General features: G+C 61.8%; 20 protein-coding genes and 1 riboswitch. Of the genes, 10 read left to right on the plus strand and 10 right to left on the minus strand.

What is annotated here, in order from left to right:
* Positions 1–76 precede the first annotated feature (76 nt).
* The 8 genes from Q1K49_RS11875 to Q1K49_RS11910 form a co-directional block, all read right to left on the minus strand.
* Positions 77–595, minus strand: a complete 519-nt coding sequence (locus tag Q1K49_RS11875) for a DUF6305 family protein (protein ID WP_300526278.1) — start codon at positions 593–595, stop codon at positions 77–79.
* Between the two features lie 131 nt (positions 596–726).
* Positions 727–2,352 carry a C69 family dipeptidase gene (locus tag Q1K49_RS11880; protein ID WP_300526237.1) on the minus strand — a complete coding sequence of 542 codons (1,626 nt, stop codon included), beginning with the start codon at positions 2,350–2,352 and terminating at the stop codon, positions 727–729.
* Positions 2,353–2,809: 457 nt separating this feature from the next.
* The gene (locus Q1K49_RS11885; RefSeq protein ID WP_300526239.1) at positions 2,810–4,552 is read right to left on the minus strand and encodes a CocE/NonD family hydrolase; all 1,743 of its coding nucleotides are present in this window, start codon (positions 4,550–4,552) and stop codon (positions 2,810–2,812) included.
* A gap of 167 nt (positions 4,553–4,719) precedes the next feature.
* Positions 4,720–6,003 (minus strand): [FeFe] hydrogenase H-cluster maturation GTPase HydF, encoded by a 1,284-nt coding sequence (gene hydF, locus Q1K49_RS11890; RefSeq protein WP_300526241.1) that lies wholly within the window; start codon positions 6,001–6,003, stop codon positions 4,720–4,722.
* Complete coding sequence (locus tag Q1K49_RS11895; protein ID WP_300526242.1) at positions 6,000–7,349, minus strand: lyase family protein; 1,350 nt, start codon at positions 7,347–7,349, stop codon at positions 6,000–6,002. The genes hydF and Q1K49_RS11895 overlap by 4 nt, the downstream gene beginning before the upstream one ends.
* Positions 7,339–8,349 carry a [FeFe] hydrogenase H-cluster radical SAM maturase HydE gene (hydE, locus tag Q1K49_RS11900; RefSeq protein WP_300526244.1) on the minus strand — a complete coding sequence of 337 codons (1,011 nt, stop codon included), beginning with the start codon at positions 8,347–8,349 and terminating at the stop codon, positions 7,339–7,341. Before hydE ends, Q1K49_RS11895 begins: the two co-directional genes overlap by 11 nt.
* Before the next feature lie 14 nt (positions 8,350–8,363).
* Positions 8,364–9,758 carry a [FeFe] hydrogenase H-cluster radical SAM maturase HydG gene (gene hydG / locus Q1K49_RS11905; RefSeq protein ID WP_300526245.1) on the minus strand — a complete coding sequence of 465 codons (1,395 nt, stop codon included), beginning with the start codon at positions 9,756–9,758 and terminating at the stop codon, positions 8,364–8,366.
* On the minus strand, positions 9,727–10,014 hold the full coding sequence (locus tag Q1K49_RS11910; RefSeq protein WP_026368987.1) for a TM1266 family iron-only hydrogenase system putative regulator: 288 nt from the start codon (positions 10,012–10,014) through the stop codon (positions 9,727–9,729). Before Q1K49_RS11910 ends, hydG begins: the two co-directional genes overlap by 32 nt.
* Before the next feature lie 484 nt (positions 10,015–10,498).
* Between Q1K49_RS11910 and Q1K49_RS11915 the strand changes: the two genes are divergently transcribed.
* Complete coding sequence (locus Q1K49_RS11915; RefSeq protein WP_300526246.1) at positions 10,499–12,238, plus strand: C69 family dipeptidase; 1,740 nt, start codon at positions 10,499–10,501, stop codon at positions 12,236–12,238.
* 549 nt (positions 12,239–12,787) lie between these two features.
* Positions 12,788–13,657, plus strand: a complete 870-nt coding sequence (locus Q1K49_RS11920; RefSeq protein WP_300526247.1) for a cyclase family protein — start codon at positions 12,788–12,790, stop codon at positions 13,655–13,657.
* Between the two features lie 234 nt (positions 13,658–13,891).
* Here Q1K49_RS11920 and Q1K49_RS11925 read toward each other — a convergent pair whose 3' ends face one another.
* Entirely contained in the window at positions 13,892–14,491 is a 600-nt protein-coding gene (locus Q1K49_RS11925; protein WP_300526248.1) for a hypothetical protein, read from the minus strand.
* Between the two features lie 323 nt (positions 14,492–14,814).
* Between Q1K49_RS11925 and Q1K49_RS11930 the strand changes: the two genes are divergently transcribed.
* The 8 genes from Q1K49_RS11930 to Q1K49_RS11965 all read left to right on the plus strand — a co-directional run bounded on the left by Q1K49_RS11930 (position 14,815) and on the right by Q1K49_RS11965 (position 23,513).
* Complete coding sequence (locus Q1K49_RS11930; RefSeq protein ID WP_300526249.1) at positions 14,815–15,582, plus strand: hypothetical protein; 768 nt, start codon at positions 14,815–14,817, stop codon at positions 15,580–15,582.
* A gap of 28 nt (positions 15,583–15,610) precedes the next feature.
* Positions 15,611–15,835: a hypothetical protein gene (locus Q1K49_RS11935; RefSeq protein ID WP_026368981.1), complete on the plus strand. Its 225-nt coding sequence runs from the start codon at positions 15,611–15,613 to the stop codon at positions 15,833–15,835.
* Positions 15,836–15,914: 79 nt separating this feature from the next.
* Positions 15,915–16,745: a uridine kinase gene (locus Q1K49_RS11940; RefSeq protein ID WP_300526250.1), complete on the plus strand. Its 831-nt coding sequence runs from the start codon at positions 15,915–15,917 to the stop codon at positions 16,743–16,745.
* 395 nt (positions 16,746–17,140) lie between these two features.
* Positions 17,141–17,259: riboswitch (molybdenum cofactor riboswitch) on the plus strand.
* Between the two features lie 694 nt (positions 17,260–17,953).
* The gene (pruA, locus tag Q1K49_RS11945) at positions 17,954–19,582 is read left to right on the plus strand and encodes an L-glutamate gamma-semialdehyde dehydrogenase (protein WP_300526251.1); all 1,629 of its coding nucleotides are present in this window, start codon (positions 17,954–17,956) and stop codon (positions 19,580–19,582) included.
* Positions 19,583–20,050: 468 nt separating this feature from the next.
* Complete coding sequence (locus Q1K49_RS11950) at positions 20,051–20,776, plus strand: DUF364 domain-containing protein (RefSeq protein ID WP_300526252.1); 726 nt, start codon at positions 20,051–20,053, stop codon at positions 20,774–20,776.
* A gap of 91 nt (positions 20,777–20,867) precedes the next feature.
* Positions 20,868–21,647, plus strand: coding sequence for a molybdate ABC transporter substrate-binding protein (gene modA, locus Q1K49_RS11955; protein WP_300526253.1), 780 nt, complete (start codon positions 20,868–20,870; stop codon positions 21,645–21,647).
* A gap of 19 nt (positions 21,648–21,666) precedes the next feature.
* Positions 21,667–22,482 (plus strand): ABC transporter permease, encoded by an 816-nt coding sequence (locus Q1K49_RS11960; protein ID WP_300526254.1) that lies wholly within the window; start codon positions 21,667–21,669, stop codon positions 22,480–22,482.
* Positions 22,470–23,513, plus strand: a complete 1,044-nt coding sequence (locus tag Q1K49_RS11965; RefSeq protein ID WP_300526255.1) for an ATP-binding cassette domain-containing protein — start codon at positions 22,470–22,472, stop codon at positions 23,511–23,513. Before Q1K49_RS11960 ends, Q1K49_RS11965 begins: the two co-directional genes overlap by 13 nt.
* Positions 23,514–23,660: 147 nt before the next feature.
* Here Q1K49_RS11965 and Q1K49_RS11970 read toward each other — a convergent pair whose 3' ends face one another.
* On the minus strand, positions 23,661–24,107 hold the full coding sequence (locus Q1K49_RS11970) for a cupin domain-containing protein (protein ID WP_300526256.1): 447 nt from the start codon (positions 24,105–24,107) through the stop codon (positions 23,661–23,663).
* Positions 24,108–24,154: the final 47 nt, after the last annotated feature.

Consider the following 24,154-nt stretch of genomic DNA (forward strand, 5'->3'; position numbering starts at 1 on the left):
TCGGACGTTTCCGCCCGCACAGCACCTTCCCCTCTTCCGGGGAGGCATCCCGCGGAGAGGCCTCCCCGGGGGGCGCTTATTTCAGCTCCGCCAGGGCCGCCCCGATGCCCAGGGCATCCTTGACGACCACGAGGGGTTTGTTCAGCTCTTTGGAGTAGGCGGTGAAGAATCCGTCCTTGTCGCTGTCCTCGATGATGAGGATCATATCCGACAGGGGCATGACAGCCTTGATGGAGGCCTCGTCGGAGGCATCGGTCCTGCGGGCCATGCCCTCCACGTGAGCGCCGACGACCAGCATGCCCTCCTCGCGGGCGGCCTTGACCAGTTCCTCGATACGGGCGATTTCCTTGTTCACGTCCGTACCCGCCGCACCCATCCCCTTCATGCTCGTTCCCGTGGTGATGATGAGTGTCTTGTACCCCTTGCCCCGAAGCCCGTCGGCGGTGAGTTTATTGTCGCTGTCCGTGGGCATGAGCTTCGCCTGGGCGCAGGACATCTTCACCATCACCGCTCCGGGGCTCTGTCCGCAGGTGGTGACGGCGATGGGGGGCTCGATGGGCGCCGCCTGAACCGCTACGGCAGCAAAGAGGAACACCGCCGCAAGCGCCAGACCCGCAAAAATCCTTCCATTCTTTCGTCTCACGAAAAACGCCTCCTTCACTGTTGCGACCTCCGTCGGAAGGCGCCCTGCGGGTGCCTTCGGTCGGAGGTCTTCTGTCAGGATTTCTATTTTCCCTTGTTGTTGTTGTACGTCGAGATGAGCTGCCAGTTCAGCTTCCACCAGGTCTGTTCGGTCTTCTCCATGCACTCCTTGGTGAAGTCCGTGAGAAACGCCTTTGCCTTCGCGGGATCCGCCGCGGCCAGCTCCGCCGCTTTCTTGTCGATCTCGGGGATCCGGTCGAAAAAGCTCTTCTCCAGAGGCGCCCGGACCGCCGTGAGGTCCGCCATGGCTTCCTGGTAGCGGCGGTTCACGAGTTCATCCCCCAGGATGAAGGCCCACTGGGTGGACTTGAGGTCGAAGGCATTTCTGTCGAAGGTGCGCCACGTCTCGGGCGTGTCGGTCACGCCGTTGTAGATGGGAACGTAGCAGGTGGTGTGGGGATTGTCATAGCCGAACCAGAGGATGGTCCGCAGGGGATCGGGCACGTTCGCCCTGGCCTGGGAGACGAAGCTGTAGGCGCAGTCCCATTTGGACACGGGCCGGTTGTAGGGGATCCTCAGGAGCTTGCGCATGTCCTTCGTGACGAAGGGAGTCGCCAGGGGGCTCTTCACGGACTTGTCGCCGTCCCTGATGAACCAGGCGGGATCCTCATACATGTCGAAGGGTGTGTCCGCCATGTGGGAGCGGAGCATTTCCATCACGTCCTGCACGGAGATCTTCTTCTCGGGCTTGATGGCGAAGGGGTAGGACATGGTCTCCGCGTAGGGGTCCCACTCCCGGGAGGGGGCGAGGATTTTGTGGAGCGTATAGAGGCGGTTTCGGATCCACATGGAGGAGAGCGACCAGTCGTCGTTCCCCGTCAGCGGCGAATAGGCCTCCTGCCAGATGAAGGGTTTGCCGCTCGCGGGGTCGTACCACCCCTGGTCGATGGCGAACTGCTGGTAGTTCCCGGAGGCCATGAAGTTGTCCGCGTCCTCGGGGTTCACCTCCCGGATACGGCTCATGTTGGGCACGACCACGACCATGTCGTCGGGGACTCTCTGGGCAACCCAGATCGCACCGGGAGTCTTGCTCTCGGGAGTCCACATCATGCCCACGCTGCGCAGCTCGAAGATCCACGCCTCGCTCGCGTCGGTGACGGTGAGACACTCCCCCTCGGAACCGCAGGAAGGCAGGAAGCCGTAGGTCTCGGCGAGTTCGCCCATGACCTTGATGGCTTCCCGGGCTGTCTTCGCCCGCTGGAGGGCGAAGACTTCGAGCTGCTCCACGGTCATGATCGCCTTGGCGGCAGGCCGGAAGGTCTTCAGCTCTTCCTTCTGGCCGATGGTGGTTTCGCCGATGGCCACGCCGTGTTCGTTCATGAAGGGATAGCCCACGTGGAAGTAGGTGTAGGTGGTCTCCACCTGGGGAATCTCGCCGATCTTGACGGGACCGCCCTCTTCCTCGGCGGTGATGTTCCAGTAGACATCCGCCATGGCGCCCTTGGGGAAGGTCGCGCCGGGGATGGTCCGAACCTGAGCGTCGTAGAAAGCACCGTCGGCGGTGTGGGAGGTGATGACCGAACCGTCCACGGTGGCGTCCTTGCCCGCCACGACGTCGGTGCATCCGAAGGCCGTCGCCGCCACAAGCACGAGCAACGCGGCGAACAGGCTTCCCGTGAGCTGTTTACGAAGTCCTCGCATGACTCGCATGAGACATCGCTCCTTTCCCTTTACTCGAAAAATCCAATCCGCCGTGCCCGAAGCGAAGTTCCTACGCTCCCGTCACGGCGTCTGACAGGAAGGAAACACGGAACGCGCCTTTCTCCCCCACCCCCCCTCAGTCGCGAACCTTGGATTGAAAGAACACAGCACATCCTGCCGCCTCATCCCGAAAGCGCACATCCCTCCATACGCCCTGTGCACAGCCTCTTTCACAAAGCACCCGCTCTCCGCGCCGTGAAAGCAGAACGCCGGGCGGTACGCCTTTCGAAAGGACGGCTCATGTTTTTTCGGCACAATACAAGAGGAAGGCCGCTTCCGCGCCGGTCTTCTCCGGAACCTGCACATGGGACGCACCATCTCGCCGCGTTGGGCTTCGGGCACGGATTTCGTCGGAATCGAGGGAATTGTTCCCGTCTTCGCCTTCCTCCGGAAGGCGGGGGATGCGTCATGTCTCCCGAAGCGGAGGGACGAACTTCTCCGGAGGGACCACCAGAGGCAACACGAGGTAGGAGCGTGCGGGGGTTCCTCCCGTGTGGATCGTTCCGTCACCGTTTTCCGGGGAGTTCTCCAGGTCGAGGAACGCGAGGGACGCGTCGGGCCGTGCGGAGAGAATCACCCTAAGGCGCTCGCCTTTGCGCACCAGCGCTTCCAGCGGCGAAAGGGCGACGGTCATCCCCACGGGGTGCCCCGGCGTCAGGGGCTCCGTCCGGGAAAAGCCGTGAAGGGGGAAATACCGCTCGCTCTTTCTCGGATCGAGGCGGCGGAGGCTCCCCCGGAGCCAGCCTCCGGAGAGAGGGCGCCCCTCGGGTGGGTTTGCTCCGGACATTGCCGCGGAGGAACATGCGGTCCCGCCCACGACCTCCACCGCGACAAACACATCCAGCTCCGTCCTGCTTGACGACAGGGAGAGGAACGCCGTGACGGGTCCCGAGAACAACGTGTCTTCCTCGAAGGGAGCGCTCTCGAAGAGGACTCTTGTTTCCGGCCCGCCGGAGAAGGGCGTTTCCGCGGGCGAGGTGGCGTAGGTTTCAAGGGTTCCCGCGGCGGCGTTCAGGTAGAATCGCGTCCAGAGCGTCCGCTCGCCGGGCCACAGGTTTTCGCGGCGCACCTCCGGAGAGGATTCTCCGCACCGCAGCAGGACGGGATCGGCGCGATTCTCCCGAAGAGGCAGCCGCTTCAGATGCACATTGAAGAACCGCCGCTGTTCCTCCAGAAAGGCACCGACAAAGAAGGGTTCCAGCGTCGCCGAGGAGGTGAGGAGCAGGCGTTTCTCAGGCGAGGGAGCATTCCGGTACATCTCCAGACTTCCCCGAAGGGAGGGGATTCCCGGAACGGCCCGCCCTCCCGTGAGAAACGGCAGTGTCACCGCCGAGGGCGACAGGGAATGATTCGCGTAGGCAGGACTGTAAAGGGGTGCGTGGGGTGGGTTTTCGGAGGCGGCAAGTTCCCGGAAAAGGAGCACGTCCGGAGAGAACGGATCACTCTCGTCCTGGAAGAGGCGGGAGAGTGCGCGCCAGAGCGCCTTCGCGGGAATGCCGCCCGGAAAAAGCAGGTCCCGGTAGAGGTCGATGCCTCCCTCCAGGGCGATCACCGCCCGCAGCGAGGGAGGCGCGAGCGCCGCACCCCACCACTGCTCCTGTGCGGCGAGCCCGACGCCCCAAAGCCCCACCGCGCCGTCGCACCAGGGTTGCCCCGCCGTCCATTCCACAAGGTCCGCCACATCCTCGCCGCTGCGGGTTCCGGGAAAAGCCCAGCGCCCGGGGGAGTCCCCGGTCCCGCGGGAATCCGCCAGGAGCACCGCATAGCCGAAGGATGTCCACGATTCGGGGTCGGCACCGCAGGCGAGGAAACCGGGAAGAACGTCTCCGGAGAGAGATGCCCCCGGAACGGGGAGACTGGACTCGTGCGGACGACTCCGCCGGATGTCGGGACCGCAGCTTGCGACGACGGGCCAGGGACCGTTTCCCCCGGGAAGGAAGAGCGTTCCCGAAAGGGACGTTCCGTCCCGAAGGGGTATGCGCACCGTTTCTTCCCGAAGAACAGCGAAGACGCCGTCGGGTGCAGCGACGACAAGACAGAGAACCAGGAGAACCGGAGGCAAAATCCCCAGGAAACGGAGGTATCGAAAACGCCCCCGCGTCTCCGCCGAGGACTGCGCTTCCTTCCTCTCTCTCCGCCGGCTCTCCATCGTACCCGCTCTCCATCCTGCCCGGTCCGTTTCTCTTTCGAGTTCCACCGTTTTTCCGCGAGTGCGAAACTACAGAACGCTCCTGGTTCCTTTTTTCGTCACACTTCGTGACTCACTTCACGCAGCATTCTACTCTTTCTTTTATTTTCGGCAACACCCGATATGCGTCAAGCACCATCCGCCAAGACACTCTGTATGCCATTCCGTTTTCCGGGGCATGGGCGAAAGTCCTCCGCAGGCTCCAGGAAGACGGAGTGCTCGTAGGGAAACGGTTCGAGCGCTCTCGGCAGGAGCCCGTTGGCCCATGCGAGGAAAAGCCCGTAGTTGATCGCATGCACACCCAGCCGCCGCAGAACGTTCAACCGATGGACGATCTTCAGGCGTGTCGCCATGCATCCCGCGCAGGTGATCACCATGAAGTACTTTCCGAGTTCCCCCTCGGGCGGAAGATCGCGGGCAAAGGAAAATTCCGCATCCATCCGCACGAGCTGCTTGAAAAGCCTCGGAATCTTCACCGTGCCGATGTCGTCCGCCTGCCGATGATGACTGCACGATTCCAGCACGAGAATGCGGGCACCGGGCGGCACGTCTGAGAGCGCCCGTAAACCCCGTATGTACGTGACGAGGTCCCCTTTCTTGCGCCCGAAGAGAATCGAGAAACTCGTCAGAGGCTGATCCTCGGGAATGTCGGCGGCAACCTTGCTGAAGACCTGGCTGTCGCAGATCACCACTTTGGGACGCACCGAAAGGGCGCGGTAGAAGGAGAACAGCTCCCGCTCCTTTACCACCAGTGCGCCGCAATCCCGGTCCAGCAGGTCGCGAATGGTCTCCACCTGGGGCAGGATCAGCCTTCCCCTGGGAGCCGCCAGATCGATGGGCGTCACCAGAAGGACGAGGTCCCCCTCGTGAACCAGTCCCTCCACGGGAGAGATCTCCGGCTCGATCTCCTCGGCGACGGAGAGGAGCAGTTTGCGCAGATCGTTCACGCCGCTGCCGGAAAGGTTGTTCACCGCCACCGACGGCATGCCCCGCAGCGCGTCCGCCTTGGAGAGGTCCGGGGATCTGTCGGCGAACGTGTAAACCACGACGAGGGGGCGGTCACGGACGCGGGCCTTTTCGAGCAGCGCCTTCTCCGACGCCGAGAGCGGCCGATCCCCCGGCGTGACGAAAAGGAGCACGTGTCCTTCCTGAAGCACTTCCTCCGTGCGCCGCCGGCGAAGCTCTCCGATGCCGTGCTCGTCGTCGTCGAGTCCTGCGGTGTCGGAAAACGCAACGGCACCGAGAGCGCCGAGTTCGAAGCTCTTCGTCACAGGGTCGGTGGTCGTGCCGGGGCGCTCCGCAACGATGGAGATCTCCCTGCCGAAAATGTTGTTCATCAACGATGATTTGCCGCTGTTGCGGTCTCCTGCCAGAACGATGCGCATCTGTTCCGCGAGGGGTGTGCCTTTCATGCGTCGCCTCCGTTCATTCCCGCGAGGGACCCGGGAGAAAGCAGTTCCCGAATCTCTTCGGGGGCTTTCCCTGTGGCCTCCGCCGCCAGGACGACAAGCTCCTCCAGGGAAGCAGGAAGAGCCTCGCCATTCTCGTACAGTCTTTTGACGCAATGGTAGCCAAGCTTCGGCCCGAGGGCGTTCATCATCGCGAGGGACCCCGCGAGATTGCGCTCGATCCGCGTCGCATTCACTCGGAGCCCCCCGAGGAAATCAAGGCGGAAGGAGGAAATGGCCCGGACGAGGGAATTCCCGGCTTCCAGCAGAGAGGCGCACAGATGGGGCAGATAGGAATTCAACTGCAGCGTCCCCAGGGCGACGTACTGCCCCACCTTCCACGCCTCGCCCTGAATGTGCACCGCGAGGCCGCGCACGTGTTCGAGGAGCACCGGGTTCGTCTTCGCCGCCATGATCGACGATCCCGCCTGCACCTTGGGGTGCTCCATCTCGCCGGACATGGACGACGTGTAGAGCAGAAAATCGCCGCACATCTTGAACAGGTTGATCGCGCAGAGGGAGAAGCCGTTCGCGAGCTCCCCCCACTTGTCGAGATGCGCTGTCTCGTCCGGAAGGTTCTGGCTTCGGCAGAGGGGCAGTTGCGTGACGGACCGGAGCGCCCTCTCCGCCGCGTGGATGTACGGTCGCGGGGCGGCAAAACACGTGCCGATGGCCGTGCCGCCGAGAGGAACGGTGCGGATGCGCTCCTTCAGTTTGTTCATCCGCCAGCGGTCGCGCTCCACCGCCCCCGCCCAGGCACCGAACACCTGCCCCAGCGTGATGGGCAGCGCGGACTGCATCTCCGTGCGCCCTTCCATCAAAAGATTTTCGAACTGCCGCTCCCGCTCCACCAGCGCTTCCTGCAGCGCGATGACCTGGTTCTCCGCGAGACAGAGCAGCCGATAGAGCGCGATGGTGACGGCGGTGGGCACCACGTCGTTGGTCGATTGATGGCGGTTGATGTCCTCAATGGGATCGAAGCGCATCTCCAGGTCTTGCCCGGCACAGAAGGAGCATGCCAGGGAGGCCAGCACCTCGTTCATGTTCATGTTGAGGCTCGTTCCCGCCCCTCCCTGGAAGAGCGGCAGGCGAAAGAGGCCGTTCCTCCGTCCCGAGGCCACGTCACCGCAGGCGGCTTCGAGCGCGGCGAAGGCTTCGGGGGACCATCGCCGCTCCGTCTCCTGCACCGCCCGGAGACAGGCGAGCTTCACCTCCGCCAACGCTCTCACGAGCGGCGGAGGCGTTCTTCCTTCGCCGAAATTGCGCAGCGCGGCGGAGGTTTCGGGGCCGAACGTCACGTCATCCCGCATGGCGCAACTCCGCACTCCTGGAGTCTCCCCGGTCGAAGACCAGTTCCTTCCCCAGCCGAAGAACGCGCGCGCTCAGGCAGCTCAGGCAGGCGGAACCGTCCTCGTCCAGGCACACCTTGCCGGGATAGAGAAGATAGCGCCGCTTCGCCTCCGAGGGGGACAGGTTGGGCATAAGGACATTGGCGCCGGAGAGCAGCATCTTTTCTCGCCCGAGAGGATCGATGGACCCCGCCGCGGTCGTGGCGGGCATGTTCGCCATAGGCAGCAGCAGACGCACCAGCGCCACCGCCCGGAGCGTCCTTTCGAGGGAGGGAGGTGCGTCGCTCCAGAGCGGCGTGTCCGGATGGGGAATGAAGGGACCTATGCCCACCATGTCCAGTTCGAGGGTCTTGCAGAGGAGGACGTTTTCGTAGAACGTCTCCTCGGTTTCTCCGGGCAGTCCGGTCATGAAACCGGACCCTACTTCGTAGTCCAGCTCCTTCAGGTCATCCAGAGCCCGTCTGCGTGCCGCGAAGGGCACGCCGTCGCGCAGGCGGGTGTGCAGGGTCTCGTCGCTCGTCTCGAAACGGAGAAGATAGCGGTCGGCGCCCGCCGCCTTCAACGCCGCGTACTCGCTCCGGGAGCGGATGCCGAGGCTCAGGGTGACCGCAGCCGTTCCTTCCGTCGCATCCTTGATGCGCTCCACCGTGCGGCAATGATCGAGCACCGAGAGGAACGGATCCTCGCCTCCCTGCAGGACGAAGGTGCGAATGCCGAGGCGGAAACCCTCCCGGACGATCCCGACGATTTCATCGGAGGAAAGGCGATAGCGGGCCACCCTGGTGTTGGCACCGCGGATGCCGCAGTAGAGGCAGTTCCTCGCGCAATGATTGGAGAACTCGATGAGTCCTCTCACAAAGACCCTCTTGCCCCAGACCGACTCGCAGAAAGTGTTCGCTTCGCCGCGGAGCGCATCGAGAGTCCGGCCCTCGGCGAAGGTCCGCAGATCGGTGCTGTTCATCGGCGCCCCCCACATCAGAAATACACGTCCCTCTCACCCGATTCGATCAGGCGCAGGTTGTCGACGATCTTCGGTCGCTGCTCCTCATGGGCAGCCTCCACAAGCCTTCCGATGAGCTTTTTTCCCTTTGTGCGAACGGCGGGAGAAGCAAAATCCTCCAGGTATTCCTGAAAGGTGAACAGCCCGTTCGGCATGCAGAACCGCTGTATGAGTCCCGGTTTGGCGAGATCCATGAAATCCCGGCCGACGCGTCCCTTTCGGTAGCACCCCGTGCAGAAGGAAGGAATGAATTCCTGGTCGATCAATGTTCCGATCACCTCGTCGAGAGAGCGGTGATCCCCGAGGGAGAACTGGCTTCCCGAACACTCCGACGCCGCGTCGGCATAGGCGCCCGGATTCGTGCGCGAACCGGCGGAGATCTGGCTGACGCCGTACCTGAAAAGCTCGTTGCGCAGCCCCTCCGATTCCCGTGTGGAGAGAATGATTCCCGTGTAGGGCATGGCGAGGCGGATCACCGCGATGATCTTCCGGAAAGCATCGTCCGACACGGCATAGGGAATGTGCTCCGTGAAGGGAGTCCCCTCCGCGGGCTCGATGCGCGGCACGCTCACCGTGTGCGGACCGCAGCCGAAGGTTTCTTCGAGGTGGAGGGCGTGTTCCATCAGAGCCAGGACTTCGAAGCGGTAGTCACCCAATCCGAAGAGAACCCCCAGACCCACGTCATCGATGCCGCCCTCCATGGCCCGATCCATCACCATGAGGCGGTTGAGATAGTCCGCTTTCGGGCCCGACGGGTGATACGCCGCGTACAAATCCGGATCATAGGTCTCCTGAAAGCAGATATACGTGCCGATTTTCGCCTCTTTCAGGCGACGGAATCCCGCCACATCGAGGGGGGCGATTTCCACATTGATGCGGCGGATGGCGTTTTTCCCGACGCGGGTCGCGTATACCGTCCGGATGGCCGAGAGAAAATGGTCGAGATCATTGTCACTCGACTCACCGCAGAGCATCACGATCCGCTTGTGTCCCTCGCGGAGCAGCATCTCGGCTTCCGTGCGGATCTGATCCGCGGTGAGCACGGCGCGCCGGAGACGGGTGTTTTCTTTGCGGAACGCACAGTACAGGCAGGAATTCGAACAGGTGTTCCCGATATAGAGCGGTGCGAAAAGCACCATGCGCCGCCCGTAAATGGTTTCCTTGGCATATCCCGCCGCGTCGAGCAACGCGCGGATCATCTCGGGAGAGTCTACGCACAGGAGCGCTGCGGTCTCTTCCACCGACAACCTATTGAGCGCCCTTGCCTTCTCGAGGATGCGAAGCACTTCCCGCTCGGTCGGCGCAGTGCGCCTGCTGAGTTCCCGCAGACGGGCTACGTCAAGAAAGGATTTCCTCAGGGGATCCACCATGATCGGCCTCCTTCGTCTTGGTCAGAACCGATTTCACGGAAATCCCCCCGAGTCGTCCGATTTTTCCCGCAAGCGCTCCGAGTTCGTCGGTGGTTCCCTCCACGATGAGAGAGATGATGCTCAACGAGCGTTCACGCATGGGCAACCCCATGCGACCAAGGATGAGATGGGCATAGTCGGAGAGGATGAGGTTCAGTTGTCGGATGTTGTCCTTCTTTGTTACGAGGATGACGATGACCGCCAGTCTCTTCTCCATCGGACGTCCTCCGGATCGGATAGTTTTTTGGGAGATCCTTGAAACCGGAACTGATCCCGTTTCGCAGACATCCGATACTCTACCTCCAGACAGGGGGAAAAGTAAAGTGCTTTTTTTCACCTTCTTGTCCATCCCATACCGGCAACGTTGCTCCGCGGGGCACGGCAAGCAACACCGGAACGAGGCACGTGCGACCCCTGCAAACGGACTTTCTCTCCACGGAAGAGCGACGCCAAGTCGGGGCGCTCCCGGTGACGCGGAGCAAGGTGCCCTTCCATGCAGGGGGGACGACGCATGTTCCGACCACAGCCCCGCGGAAGGCGGCTAAGGATCCCTTCCACGTCAGACGAACGCCGCTCCTCCAGGGAGGGAACGGATTCTCCCCCACGCTCCCGCAAGACAATTGCGAGACCTCCGGCCTTGAAAAACTCCGTCGGTTGAATATACTTGGAAACAGGTTTCTTATTGACGAGGGGGAGTTTCAATGAACAAAAGAAGGCTTTCCACCGCGCTACTCCTGCCGTTACTGTTTCTTTTTCTTGCCACGGTCGGAGAGGGATGCACCACCATTCTCGTCACGAAGGGAGCCACCACTGACGGATCGGTCATGGTCTCCCACTCGGACGACAACGATCTCATGGACCAGCGCATTCTCTACATCCCGGCCCGGAAATTCGCCCCCGGCGCCATGCGGAGCGTCTACTGCACCGCCGCGGCCATGGGCGAGTTTCCCCAGTACAATGCGTTCGTCTATCCCCGCATGGTCACTGCCGAAAGAGGCCCCGGTTACGACACGGGAGGTCCCTTGTCCGTCCCCCTCGGCCGGATTCCTCAGGTGGCCGAGACCTACGCCTACTTCGACGGCAGCTACGGCATCATGAACGAACACCAGCTCATGTTCGGGGAGTGCACCGACGGCGCGAAGGTCTCCCCGGAGCCCGAGCCGGGCAAGCGGATCTTCTACTCCGCCGAACTCTCCCGCATCGCCCTGGAGCGCTGCCGCACCGCCCGGGAGGCCATCCGCCTCATCGGCGAACTCATCGAGACCTACGGGCTGTACGGCACCGGAGAGACGCTCCCCGTGGCGGACACGGAAGAGGGGTGGGTCATCGAAATGGCCCCGTCTCCCGAAGGAACAGGCGGGCTGTGGGTGGCGAAGAAGGTTCCCGACGGAGAGATCTTCGTTGCGGCGAACCAGTTCCGCATCCGGGAGGTCGATCCGGACGATCCGGACATGATGTACTCGAAAAACCTCCACGAGGTGGCGAAGAAACACGGCTGGTGGAAACCCGAGGATGGGAAGCTCGACTGGCTGAAAACGGTGAGCCTCGGCGAATACAACCATCCCTATTACTCCCTCCGGAGAGTGTGGCGGGTGTTCTCTCTGGTTGCCCCGTCGAAAAACTTCTCTCCCTGGGTGGAGGACGGGTTCACCCGGGAGTATCCCTTCTCGGTCAAGCCCGACAGAAAACTCTCCGTCCGTGACGTGATGCGTCTTCACCGCGACCATTACGAAGGGACGGAGTTCGACCTCACCCAGGGCGTCGCCGCCGGCCCCTTCGGCTACCCCGATCGTTTCTACGGTCCTTACGACGGTGCGGGCGACGTGGGCGACCCCTCGCGGAAGCTCGACGGCGCGTGGGAGCGTCCTCTCTCCGTCACCTATTGCGGCTATGTTTTCGTGAACCAGGCCCGGGGATGGCTGCCCGCCCCCATCGGGGGCCGCATGTGGCTCGGCCTGGACAAACCGTCGGACACGGTGTTCCTCCCCTTTCACGTGGGGGTGAACGGACTGCCCCGCTCCGTGGAGGTCTGCGACACGACGAAATTCTCCCGGGAGAGCGCCTGGTGGACCATCAATTTCCTGGCGAACTACGCGGGACTCAAGTACAGCTACATGCACAAGGAGATCGCCGCCCTGCAGGAACAGCTCGAAACAGCCTTCCTCGCAAACCTGGAAATCGTCGAACGAAAGGCTCTCGACCTCCACCGGACAGACCCCGCGAAAGCCCGGGAGTTCCTCACGGACTTCGGGGAACGCAACACCGCGGAGACACTGGCGAAATGGTGGGACCTCGCGGAGGGGCTCATCGTGAAGTACAACGACGGGCTGCTCACGGAAGGCGGCAGGATCGGCCAACCCCTGGGCTATCCCCGGGAATGGCTGGAGACCACCTCGTGGCCTTCGGGTCCCACCACATACGAAAAACCGAAGGGAAAGTAGACCAACCGGTTCGGATCGGTCCGGATCCGTTCGACGCCGGAGCGGGGCATCCGAAAGGAGCCCCGCTCGTTCTTTTTTCGTCACGCTCGTGTCCGGATCACGCTTCCTTCTCACGGTTTTTCCGGAGAACGGAAGGGTACGGACAAGATCTGTCCGCAAGAGCGCCTCTTCCAACTGCCACGACACTCCGTCTTCTTGCATGTTGCGGCATCGTTCTGCTATGATTTTCCGACACCGAGTCTGTTGGTTCTCCTGAAAAGAACACAAAGAAAGGAACGACAGCGACGGGAGAGGAGGACGATGCGCGTCACATCGGAAAACATTGAGAACGCTGCCCCAGCGGCTTTTAGGGGGGCAATTCCGGCGCAGGATTCCGGTTCCGCGGACATCATCGTTCCCGGGACCTCCGGAAGAAATCCCTTGCCGAGGGACGTTCTCCCCCCGCGAGGGGACGCCCGCACATGGAAGGGAGTACGGAGAACCCCTTCAGAGACGCAGTCGGAGATTCGGAAAGAAGAGCCCTATCGTTCATGGAGGTGATGAAGAATCATGTTCCTCTTCCAGGCCACGCATCCTCGCGGGGCAAACGGCGCGCTGTTGCGGCTTCTCGCTTTGCTGGCGGCTTTTGCCCTCCTGCTTGTCCTCGCGGGAAACGCCACCGCAGCGGAACCTTCCCTCTCGGAGATCTACCGGATCCTCAAGACAAAGGAGTTCGTCGATCTCACCCACGCCTTCGATCCGGACATCCCCCACTGGCCGGGCTTTCCCGCGGAAAAACGCGAGACCATCTACTGGTACGACAAGGGCGTCGGCTCCGTGGGGCACGGCTTTTTCGCCCAGGTCTTCTGCCACGTGGGACAGTGGGGAACGCACTGTGATCCTCCCGCGCATTTCATCAAGGGACTGCGTACCATCGACCAGATCGACGTGAAGGAGATGCTGCTCCCCCTCGTGGTGTTCGACGTGCACGAACAGGTCGCGGCCAATCCCGACTACGTGCTCACCCTTGAGGACGTGAAAGCCTGGGAAAAGAAACACGGCCCGATTCCCGAGGGAGCCTTCGCGGCGCTGCGCACCGACTGGTCCAAGCGCTGGCCCGATCCGGCGGCCATGCGCAATGCCGGAGAGGACGAAACCGCCCACTATCCGGGCTGGAGTCTCGACGCACTGAAATACCTCTACGAGGAGCGGAAGATCACCGCCTCCGGCCACGAGACCACCGACACCGATCCGGGCGTCTCCACCTCCAAGGGAGACTACTCCTGCGAGGCCTACATTCTCGGCCAGGACAAATACCAGATCGAACTGCTCGCCAACCTGGACAAGGTCCCCGAAGCAGGCGCCCTCGTGGTGGTCACATTCCCCAAGCCCTTCTTCGGCTCGGGGTTCCCCGCCAGGGTTTTCGCCATTCTGCCCTAGAGGCGGAGAGACAAGCCGGAGGAAAATCCAGGTCGGGCCGCGGACGGCGGAACCTGTTCTCCGGGATGGCACAGCGCAGGAGAAGATCCTACGAAGACACGACAGAAACAGAAGAGGGGTTCCCTTGAGTGGGAACCCCTCTTCCATCTTTTGTCTCCCGAAAACCGCATCGGGCCCGCAAACACGCGGGAGTTCCCCGCACCGCCCGAGAGAAAAACCCGCGGCTCTCGCGGCTCAATCCGCCGACGCGGGAACGGATTCGCCCGATTCGGAGGGCGTGTATGCCCCTTTTCCTTTTTTCGAAAAATGAGAGGTGAGCAGCACCGCCCCGAGCATGAGGCCGTTGTCGAGTACCTCGAGCAGGATATGGCTCACCTGTGGCTCGTAGATCCGAATCTCGGCCAAGGCAAGGCCGAGAAGGAAATAGACTCCCCAGATCCCCGTGATGAGATAGTTCTTGCGCAGAAACCGCGGATGGGTCCACAGCTCCTGCGGCACGTGCAGCTTGGCGTAATCAATCGTGAAAGGGCGCCTGCACAGCAGCGATCCCCAGGCGATGACGTTCAGGTTCAACTGGGCGAGAAGCCCGAGGTGGGAGATGACCCACATGTTCGTCAGCGCCACCACCGAGACGAGGCTGAAGGCGAAGAAGGCGATGGTCCCCCAGAAGATGAATCCCCGGACGGAACTCCTCAGCGACTGATACAGGCTGATCATGGCCGCGAGCGAAAGGGCGATCTTCAGCATCGTCAGCGGGTCCGCAAAGGGCAGGTTCGAAACGAATTTCAGCACCATCCATGGAGCGAAGGAAATAATCAGACTCAGCGAACTCAAACACAACACCTCCAGCATATTTTGCGAAAACTCCTCCGTCTCGGATTTTCCGCCGCCCCGAGCCGGACCGCGATCCTCCGAAGAACGGTTTATCCTATCGCTCCCCATCGAAGCGCGTCAATCCCTTCGTATACATTTTCCGTAACACATTCCCGAAACGACGGACCATTTTCCGGCGCGTTGCTCCGAAAAGCGTGCTTTTTTCCTCGCGGCGCAATCAACGGGCATCGCCGTTCCGAAAAACAAGTCGGTATGCTACACTCTTTTTAAAAGCGATCAAAATACGACACAACACGCCGGAACTGCCGGCGAGGAGGAACCGTATGGCGGTACGAGTCTATCTGGGTTTCGACGACACAGACATGCCCGACGCGGATCGGGGTACGGGAAAGCTCGTCCGCTGGTTCGGCGATGCGCTTCCGGAAGGATGTACCCTATGGGGGGTGGTTCGCCAGCAACTTCTGGTGGCACCGGAGATCCCCTACACGTCCCATAACAGTTCCGCCTGTGCCGTCGTTGACGCCCCGGGGCGGGGCATCCTCCCCGAACTCATCCGGCTCGCCGTGATACATCTGGAACACCTCGCCCTTCCCGGAAGCGACCCGGGGCTCTGTGTCGCCTGTGAAGACGACCCCGCCCTCGCCACCTTGGCGGTGTTCGGAGCTCTGGCAACCCGCTCCGTCGTGACCCAGGCGGAAGCCTATCGGGCGGCAGGAGAGGCGCACCTTTCCGGACACGGCGGCACGAACGGAGGCGTCATCGGCGCTGCAGCGGCAGTTGGGCTCACCGCCCGGGGATGGAACGGACGTTTCATCGAATTCAGTCGCCTCCGGTCGCTTCCCGAGACAACCTCCGTGGAGGAACTGGAAGCCTCAGGCATTCACGTGTGTCTTCTCGACCGGGATGCCGCGACACCAGCCCCGAAAACTCCTGTCGTCACCGGGGGATGGCTGCGTCCCATGCTTCTCGGTGGCTGCGCGGTCCTGCACATCCTTGAGGACGACGGCATCCACCGTCCCGCCCTTCGCCGGGAAAGGCGGACAACGGCGGCAAAGCCCGGCGGCACACCGGACGAACACGTTCCGGATTGAAAGACGAGAGAACCAAGGGGGGATTACCGTGGCAGGGAAAATTTTCTACAGGGAACGGCGAAAAATCGAGGAAAAGGAGCGACGCCCCCGTTTTCGTGTCGTCGCGGCTCTGGGGGCAGATGTGGCGTTCTTCGCACAACATCTGCGCAGACAGGAACTGGAGCAGATCGCCCGGGAGGCCGGCGCCGAACTCGTGAAACTCGAGGGTGGTTCCGGCGAAGGGTGCGGCGGCGGCCCCAAGGACGTGGAATAACACCACCGCATTGACACACATCGCGGGCGGCGCGCGGAAGCGCTCCGCCCGTCGCTTCTGTCGCGAAAGGAGATCGACGATGGCTTTGCAGCGGGACCGAGACGGCAAACGTCTTCACGTGAAGAGCAAACTCATGGGGGAAAGCCTCGTGAGCAAACGTTTCGTGGAATCTCTCCCCCTGGCACCTCAGGTACGCCTCTTTCCCGACGTGCACGTTCTCAAGGTCGGCGGGCAATCCATCTGCGACCGGGGAGTGAAAGCCCTGCCGGGCATCATCCGGGAAATCACGGCCAACAAGGCGAAACACAAGATGCTTCTCACCACCGGCGGAGGAACCAGGAGTCGACATATCTACGCCATCGGCCTCGAGCTGGGCATGCCCACGGGGGTCATCGCGAAATTCGGCAGCTCCGTCTCGGAGCAGAACGCCCTCCTCGTGGCCATGCTCCTCTCTCCCTGGGGAGGCATCAAGATCGGCCACGACGAGATCGTGAAGCTCTCCACCTATTTCAGTCAAGGGTGCATTCCCGTCATGCACGGAATGCCCCCCTACGACTACTTCGCCATCCCTCCGGAGACGGGACGCATCCCCATCTATCGCACGGACGTGGGAACGATTCTCCTGGCGGATCTTATCGGAGCACGCTCCTGCATCTTCATCAAGGACGAAAAGGGGCTCTTTACGGACGATCCCAAAAAGGACCCCAAGGCGACGTTCATTCCTGAGATCGGCGCGAAAACACTCCTCGACAAGGACCAGGACGATCTGGTGGTGGAACGCCCCTGCCTGGAAATCCTTCAGCGCAGCGAGGTGCTGGAGCACATCCAGATCGTGAACGGCATGGAGGAGGGAAACATCACCAGAGCCCTCGCGGGAGAGCACGTGGGGACCCGCATCTTCCGGGAGTGATTTCCCGGGCGAGGTTCGCCGATCCGGCTCCGGAAACCCGCGACACCGAGCGAAGACGAGCGGGAGATCGTCGCACGATCTCCCGCTTTTCCGGTCACACCACGAGAGGGCATCCCGGAATGTAGAGGTCGTGTGCGTCATCTTGTGTAAAGAAACCGCCGGGGACAAGACAGGTCATCCCCTCGCAACAATCGAAGCTAAAGGGAGTGAACCAACACACCGCATCGGAAAACGGGGCGGACCGCCCCAAATCATGGACGCGCTCTTTCCGTAAAAACGTTTTCCGGCGCTTCGGAAAAACGGGAAAAAAGGCAAGATGCCCTGACATTCCGATGAGAACACAAGGCTTGACAAAGCCCTGTCGTTTCCGGTAAGGTACGCCGTGAGCAAAAACGATATCGTAAAACCTCCGAGTTCGCATTTCCTAAAGGTGACACCCATGGAACGCGAGCCAATAGGGTATATCCGGAAACGGGTATGCCTCCCGCTGGAAAGGAGGACACGATGTGGGCATGCCCACTTCCTGCGCGGGGAAGTGGGCTTTTTTTGTTTGGTGCCCTTATGCCACTGGAGGCTGCGGCATCCGCAACCGCAGCCTCCCCCCTTTTGCCGTAACCATGACGACGCCATCCTGGCCTGAGTACTCCCCTTGAAATGCACATAGGGCATGTAAAAGCATTCCATATGCCTCCACAAGGCCCGAGACCTCTCCGGGGCATCGGTGTTGCCGACAGATCCCCGTCGAATGGGATGGGTCCTTTCCCGGCGACAGGCCAAAGGCAAGGGAGTGCTTCGACTTTCCCACAGCGAGACACACCCGAATCGGACCTGGAATCCACTTCACACCACCGCTCCACGTACAGAAAGAGGACTGCCTTCCGCACGAACAGAGAACCCTCTCCATGACGTCCTCCACCGGAGCCTTCATTCCCGACACACCACGCACTCCGAGAGGCACGCTTCTCCCGAAAAATTCTCCGAGCCACATATGGAACCGATCGGCCTCGTGTTACTCTTCCCAGGCTGGGGTTTCCCAAGTCATGATCCGGATAAACTCCTTCGTTTTTCAGATATTTTGGATGCAATGCAACTCACTTGCATTTTTTCCAGACCCGATGTATCATCCTTCCCGGTACACGGTTGCCCACATTGCACTCTTTCGGAGAGAGTGTGTGCCGATACGAAAAAATTGGGAGGTCGGAAATCTCATGAACGGAGTTATTGTCGTTCCGCCGCCGAAAAACGAACCGGTCCTTTCCTACGCGCAGGGCTCCCCGGAGCGGGAAGCCCTGCGTCGTTCACTGAAGGAGCTGCGCTCTCTGCATCTTGAAATTCCTCTCGTGATCGGCGGAAAAGAAATCCGCACCGGCAGACTGGGGGAAATTCGAATTCCCCACGAACATGGCACAGTGCTCGCCACCTATCACAAGGCGGGCCCGGAGGAACTCCGGCAGGCCGTGGAGGCTTCCCGGGCGGCATGGGAAACATGGTCCAGGACTCCCTGGCACCACAGGGCCTCCGTATTTCTTCGTGCCGCGGAGCTGATCTCCGGACCCTACCGCATGACATTGAACGCGGCGACGATGCTCGGACAGAGCAAGACCGCCCACCAGGCGGAAATCGAAGCCGCGTGCGAACTCTCGGATTTTCTTCGCTTCGGCGTGCACAACATGCGTCAGATCTATTCGGTCCAGCCCGGCCATCAGGGAGAAGGCGCCTGGAACAGGCTCGACTACCGCCCTCTCGAGGGATTCGTCTTCGCCGTCAGCCCCTTCAATTTCACCGCCATCGGCGGTAATCTCTCCGCATCGCCAGCTCTCATGGGCAACACGATCCTCTGGAAACCCGCTTCCACGGGTGTTTTTTCCTCCCACTTCGTCATGCGGGTCTTCCTTGAGGCGGGGCTTCCGGACGGAGTCATCAACTTCCTCCCCGGCGACTCCAAGGATATGGAGCTGCTGCTGACCCATCCCGATCTCGCGGGAGTCCACTTCACCGGCTCCACCGGGGCTTTCCGGCGGATCTGGAAAACCGTGGCGGCGAACATCGAAACCTACAAAAACTACCCTCGCCTCGTGGGTGAAACCGGAGGAAAGGATTTCGCCATGGTGCACGCGTCGGCGGACCCGCAGGTCGTGGCAACCGCACTCGTCCGGGGCGCCTTCGAATACCAGGGGCAGAAATGTTCCGCCACGTCCCGGGCCTACATCCCGAAATCCCTCTGGGGAAGCATCGAGGAGGAGCTGCACTCCCAGCTCTCCCGGGTCAAGGTGGGCGATATCGAGGATTTCGGAAATTTCATGGGCGCGGTTATCGACAAAACATCCTATGAGACGCTTCGTTCGAGCATCGCCTACGCGAAAAACCACCAGGACGCGACAATCGTCTACGGGGGTACTTGTGACGACAGCAGGGGATTCTTCGTGGAACCCACGGTGATCCTCACGACGGACCCGAAATTCCGCCTCATGGAGGAGGAGCTCTTCGGCCCCGTGCTGACTGTCTATCTCTACGACGACGAAAAATACGAGGAAACGCTCTGCCTCTGCGACGCCACATCTCCCTACGGATTGACGGGAAGCATCTTCGCCACGGACCGGCAGGCCATCCTTGCCGCGGAGGATCTTCTGCGCCATGCGGCAGGCAATTTCTACATCAACGACAAGACCACCGGCGCCATGGTGGGAGACCAGCCCTTCGGCGGCGCGCGCGCCTCGGGGACCGACGACAAGGTGGGGTCATCCTACAACCTGCTTCGCTGGACATCCCTGCGCACCATCAAGGAACTGCTTCTTCCGCCCAGGGATTTCACCTATCCTTTTCTCCAGAGCGAGTAAACATCACCGCAGCCAAACCTGGGGCCCACTCCGCTCCGCCGCTCCATGCACAGGAACGGGCCACCCGCCGCACGAACGGGTGGCCCATTCCTCCTTGCTTCATCGCTTCCTCGCAACGTGTCGGAGGAAACACCCCGCACTCCACACCGTATCGTCCCCCGCGCATCGAGACAAGGAACGCCGCACCCCGTTCAAAAGCATTCCCCTCGGTTTTCCGTAAAGGCCGGAAGGATGCTTTCAGCCCAGGATCCGCCTCTGGACAGAAATCGACTTTGCTCCTACACTACGTAATGCAATTCAGTTGCATGATATGTACGGCCATCCACAACCGGGCAATACCGATTTCACCCATTCGCCCCTCTGCCCCTCTTTCTTCCGCTCCCTGCCATGAGGATGGAGAGAGGGGATTCACAGGGCGCGAGAAAAGCGGTTATCGTCATACTTTCTCCGTAATCCGAGGTGAACTTCATGTCCGCACTGCACGAAATTCTCCGTCAGCGCCTGACGGCGATCTGTCGGAGGGAAGGGCTTCTGGGGGAGACGGTGCGCGTCTGCGCCGCACCCCTTTCCACGGAAGAGGCCATCGGCACTCCCGAGGACAAGGATTTCCCGCTGCAGAAGGGAAAAGAGCGCCTTCTTCAGGCAACCTTTCGGGACGCCCGGGGACAGGCCTTCACGGACCACTACGGCAATTACGAGGGAACACTGGAGAGCCTCCTCGCCACCCCACCGGAAAACACCTTTCGCCGTGCGGTCTTCGTCGCTGCACTCAACGCGGTTCTCAAGCATCTCGGACTCATCGGAAACACCGTCCACTGTCGGGACGAGGATCCCCGCGCCTGCGCGTCCGAACTGGCTCCACAACTCCGGGAACGATTCGGCGCGGTGAAGATCACCCAGGTTGGCTTTCAGCCCCGCATGGTCGAGGCGCTGGCCCCACTGTTTCCTCTCCGCCTCCTCGATCTGGACCCGGACAACCTGGGGAACACCAAGTTCGGGGTTCCCGTGGAGGGGCCGGAAACGGCGAGCGACGCCGTGGCCTGGGCGGAGCTTCTCCTTGTCACCGGAACGCCCCTGGTGAACGACACCATCGGGGACTTTCTCTTGGACAAACCGGTGCTCTTCTATGGAACAACCATCGCCGGCGCGGCCCACCTGATGGGGTGGGAGCGCTTCTGTCCCAAGTCTTCGTGAGCGGAATCAACCGGGGGACGTTGGGACTGCCTCGACAGGACGGAACACACGAAGGACATTCACTATCCATCATTGAAGGGAGAGGTTCTGTATGCGTTTCATGCGTCTCACCCGCGTGCGGCTTTCCGCCGGATTTCTGATGCTTCTTCTGTGCCTGGGGAGTGCGATGCCCCTTGGAGCCACGACGAAGGAGCTGTACATGCATTGCGGTGCAGGACTCCGGCAGCCCGTGGAGGAACTCCTGCGCACCTACCGGGAAAAGGGCGGCGTGAATGTCGCCGTGGAGTACGCGGGGTCCGGCCAATCCCTGGTGCGTTTCAAGGCAACGAAAGAGGGAGACCTCTTCCTTTCCGGTTCCGCGTTCTTCGTGGAACAGCTCGCGAAGGACGGCTTCGTGACGCACTCCTTTTCCATCGTCCTCCATCCTCCGGTCCTTGCGGTGCATCCGAGCAAAACCGGGGAGATAACCACCGTCGATGATCTGGCAAAACCCGGTGTGCGGGTCGGCCTCGGCGACCCCAAGGCAATGGCTCTGGGGCGGACCGCGGAGGAGATCCTCTCGCACTCGGACAAAAAAGATGCGATTCTCGCGAACACCGTCGTCCGGGCCGCAACGGTGAAACAACTGTCCCTCTACGTGACCAAAGGGGACGTGGACGCCGCCATCCTTGCCAGGTCCGATGCGGTTCAGGCGAAGGACGCGCTCGTCTTCTTCGACATCGACCCCGCATGGTACACGCCGGAGATCGTCACGATCGCCGCTTTGAACACCTCCCGCCATCCGGAGGAGGCACTGGAGCTGGCGGAATTCCTCCGTTCTCCCGAAGCGGTTGCGGTGTTCCTCTCCCACGGGTTCTCGCCGCTGCCGTGACGTGCGGCTCCTTCATTCCATGAACCTTCTGGACCGGGTCCTGATCCTGCCGCTTCTCTTCTTCAGCCTGATCGTGGGCGGCGTCTTCGCCGCCCTGATCGGGCAGGTTTCCCCGGAAGAGTTGGCGCGTTCCCTGGTCCATCCGGAGACTCTTTTCGCGCTGCGCTTCTCCCTGACAACATCCTGCGCCGCCATGTTCGCAGCACTCTCCATCGGCATCGGGGCGGCATATTTCCTTTCCAGGCACACTTTCCCCGGAAAGGAATTCCTCGAGACGCTCCTCGACATTCCTCTCGCCATGCCGCCTCTCATCGCCGGAGTGGGACTCCTCTTCCTTCTCGGCAGGGACCTTCTGGGGGGGCATCTCGCACGGTGGGGCATCCATTTCATTCTCACCCCCTGGGGAGCCGTGGTGGCCCAAAGTTTCGTGGCAACACCCATCGTGCTTCGGAGCGCCCAGGCGGCCTTCGCCTCGGTCCCCAAAGGCTACGAGGAGGCGGCGCTCATGCTGGGGCTCTCGCCTCTCCAGGTTTTTTTCCGCATCAACATCCCTCTGGCGGCGAAATCGCTCCTCTCGGGAATAATGCTCGCCTGGGCACGCACCCTGGGAGAGTTCGGAGCGACCCTCATGGTGGCCGGAGCCACCCGTTTTCGCACGGAAACCCTCCCCATCGCGGTCTATCTCAACATCTCCAGCGGTGAACTGGGCATCGCCCTGTCATGTTCGCTCGTCCTTCTCGGCACGGCCTTCGCCTTCCTGTTGTGCACACGCATGCTGCACCGCACGTCGTCGAACGACACCCTTTCAGGAAAGGACTCCCGATGGCCGGGCTGACCCTCGCCGACGTGAGCAACCGATTCGTCCGGAACGTGTGCATGCATGTCCCCCCAAAGGGAGCATGCGCCGTCGTCGGACCTTCGGGGGCTGGTAAAACCAGCCTTCTCCGGATCATCGCCGGACTCGACGGACACACGGGAACCATCCGTCTCGACGACAGAGACATCCGCTCCGTCGAACCCCACCGGCGCAACATGGGATTCCTGGCCCAGGATCCCTACCTGTTTCCCCACATGTCCGTCGAAGCCAACCTCCTTCTTGCCATGGAGCGCGTTCGGAACACCCGTGCGGAGCGGAGACGGCAGGCGGCGGACATCCTCGAACGGCTTCGCATCTCCCACCTCGCCGACAGAAGACCCGCCACCCTCAGCGGCGGCGAAAGACAACGGGCAGCCCTGGCCCGAACCCTTGCCTCCTCCCCGGCGCTTCTCCTCCTGGACGAACCGTTCAGCAAGCTGGACCACCGAACCGCACACCATCTCCGCGATGAATTCGGCGCGTTGCGAAAAGAGCTGGGACTCACGACCATTCTCGTGACGCACGACCTGGCCGAGGCGAAGGACCTGACGGAACATCTCTTCGTCATGCACGTGGGGCACCTCATTCCCGTCTCCGCCTCACCGGAAAGAGACGAGGCGGAGGCGGAAGCGGCCGAATCCTTCCTCGGCGCACCGAACATCCTCCCCTGTCGGGAACGCGGGCGCCCATTCAAAGGCGTGATCGAGGCGGAGTGGGCCGGAGGGACGCTCCTGATGCCCGACGAGGGAAGACCCTTTTCCCGGTTTCTGGTCTCCCGAAGAGACGTGGAGGTGGGAAGAACAGCCCCGCCGGGGCCTGAACTGAACCGGTTTTCCGCTTCCGTGCGCAGCATCGTGGAAAGGGACGACGTGGTCTCGGTCGCTCTGGATGTGAACGGTACGCTCCTGTACGGGGAAATCGGGCGGGAACAGGCGGTGGACGCATATCTCCTCCCCGGAGCGCAGGCACAGGTCCTCCTGCGTCTCCGGTCACTTCATCCGTTCACGTGACGGAGAGAAGAGGTATCAGCCCTTCCGGAAGAAGGTTTCTTTCCGGCGACAGAGGGCTTTCCGGAAATAACCGACAAAGAAAGGGCTCGGGCGGCACGGAACGGAAACAGTGACTCTGCCGGAACGACACACGAACAACGCAACCACTCAGAAGAACCCTCCGCCCCCGGGGTCTCTCCGTTCCTTGGAAGGGATTCTGCGCAGCGTCTTGATGGCGTGAGGATCCGCCTCGACTGGGGCGATGCAGAGGTAGGCAAATTCTTCTTCCTCGCCGGAATTCTCGAAGACATGCTCCGCTCCGGAAGGGACATAGCCCCAGGCTCCCTGGTTCAGAGATATCTGCATGTCCTCCACCGTCATCCTGCCTCGCCCGCGGAGAACGACCACCAGATGTTCCCACTCGTGCCGGTGGGAGGGCGTTGCACAGCCGGGAGGCAGGGTGAAATAGCGCAACACATAATCGTCCCAATGGCGTCCCGGGGCGAAGACCATCCGTTTCGTGGCCTCCGGTGCAAGGGAGGAAAGGATGTGGGCGGGCAGGTCGTCAAGATTGCCCGTCAGCAGTTCCGAGCGAAGGAGAGATCGAGTCGTCATGAATGCGTGCCTCTTTCCGTTGCGGGGTCCCGCCGGGAAGATGCACA

Origin of the sequence: Aminiphilus sp., assembly GCF_029975095.1 — a bacterium.
Classification (GTDB): Bacteria; Synergistota; Synergistia; order Synergistales; family Aminiphilaceae; genus Aminiphilus.

Bases quoted from the DNA above. Each gene is read 5' to 3' on its own strand.
- Q1K49_RS11920 (WP_300526247.1), top strand. From the start codon at position 12,788: ATGTTCCTCTTCCAGGCCACGCATCCTCGCGGGGCAAACGGCGCGCTG.
- Q1K49_RS11880 (WP_300526237.1), bottom strand. From the start codon at position 2,352: ATGCGAGTCATGCGAGGACTTCGTAAACAGCTCACGGGAAGCCTGTTC.
- Q1K49_RS11960 (WP_300526254.1), top strand. From the start codon at position 21,667: ATGAACCTTCTGGACCGGGTCCTGATCCTGCCGCTTCTCTTCTTCAGC.
- Q1K49_RS11885 (WP_300526239.1), bottom strand. From the start codon at position 4,552: ATGGAGAGCCGGCGGAGAGAGAGGAAGGAAGCGCAGTCCTCGGCGGAG.
- modA (WP_300526253.1), top strand. From the start codon at position 20,868: ATGCGTTTCATGCGTCTCACCCGCGTGCGGCTTTCCGCCGGATTTCTG.
- Q1K49_RS11915 (WP_300526246.1), top strand. From the start codon at position 10,499: ATGAACAAAAGAAGGCTTTCCACCGCGCTACTCCTGCCGTTACTGTTT.
- Q1K49_RS11970 (WP_300526256.1), bottom strand. From the start codon at position 24,107: ATGACGACTCGATCTCTCCTTCGCTCGGAACTGCTGACGGGCAATCTT.
- hydE (WP_300526244.1), bottom strand. From the start codon at position 8,349: ATGAACAGCACCGATCTGCGGACCTTCGCCGAGGGCCGGACTCTCGAT.
- hydF (WP_300526241.1), bottom strand. From the start codon at position 6,003: ATGAAAGGCACACCCCTCGCGGAACAGATGCGCATCGTTCTGGCAGGA.
- Q1K49_RS11965 (WP_300526255.1), top strand. From the start codon at position 22,470: ATGGCCGGGCTGACCCTCGCCGACGTGAGCAACCGATTCGTCCGGAAC.
- Q1K49_RS11950 (WP_300526252.1), top strand. From the start codon at position 20,051: ATGTCCGCACTGCACGAAATTCTCCGTCAGCGCCTGACGGCGATCTGT.
- pruA (WP_300526251.1), top strand. From the start codon at position 17,954: ATGAACGGAGTTATTGTCGTTCCGCCGCCGAAAAACGAACCGGTCCTT.
- Q1K49_RS11895 (WP_300526242.1), bottom strand. From the start codon at position 7,349: ATGCGGGATGACGTGACGTTCGGCCCCGAAACCTCCGCCGCGCTGCGC.
- Q1K49_RS11910 (WP_026368987.1), bottom strand. From the start codon at position 10,014: ATGGAGAAGAGACTGGCGGTCATCGTCATCCTCGTAACAAAGAAGGAC.
- Q1K49_RS11940 (WP_300526250.1), top strand. From the start codon at position 15,915: ATGGCTTTGCAGCGGGACCGAGACGGCAAACGTCTTCACGTGAAGAGC.
- hydG (WP_300526245.1), bottom strand. From the start codon at position 9,758: ATGGTGGATCCCCTGAGGAAATCCTTTCTTGACGTAGCCCGTCTGCGG.
- Q1K49_RS11930 (WP_300526249.1), top strand. From the start codon at position 14,815: ATGGCGGTACGAGTCTATCTGGGTTTCGACGACACAGACATGCCCGAC.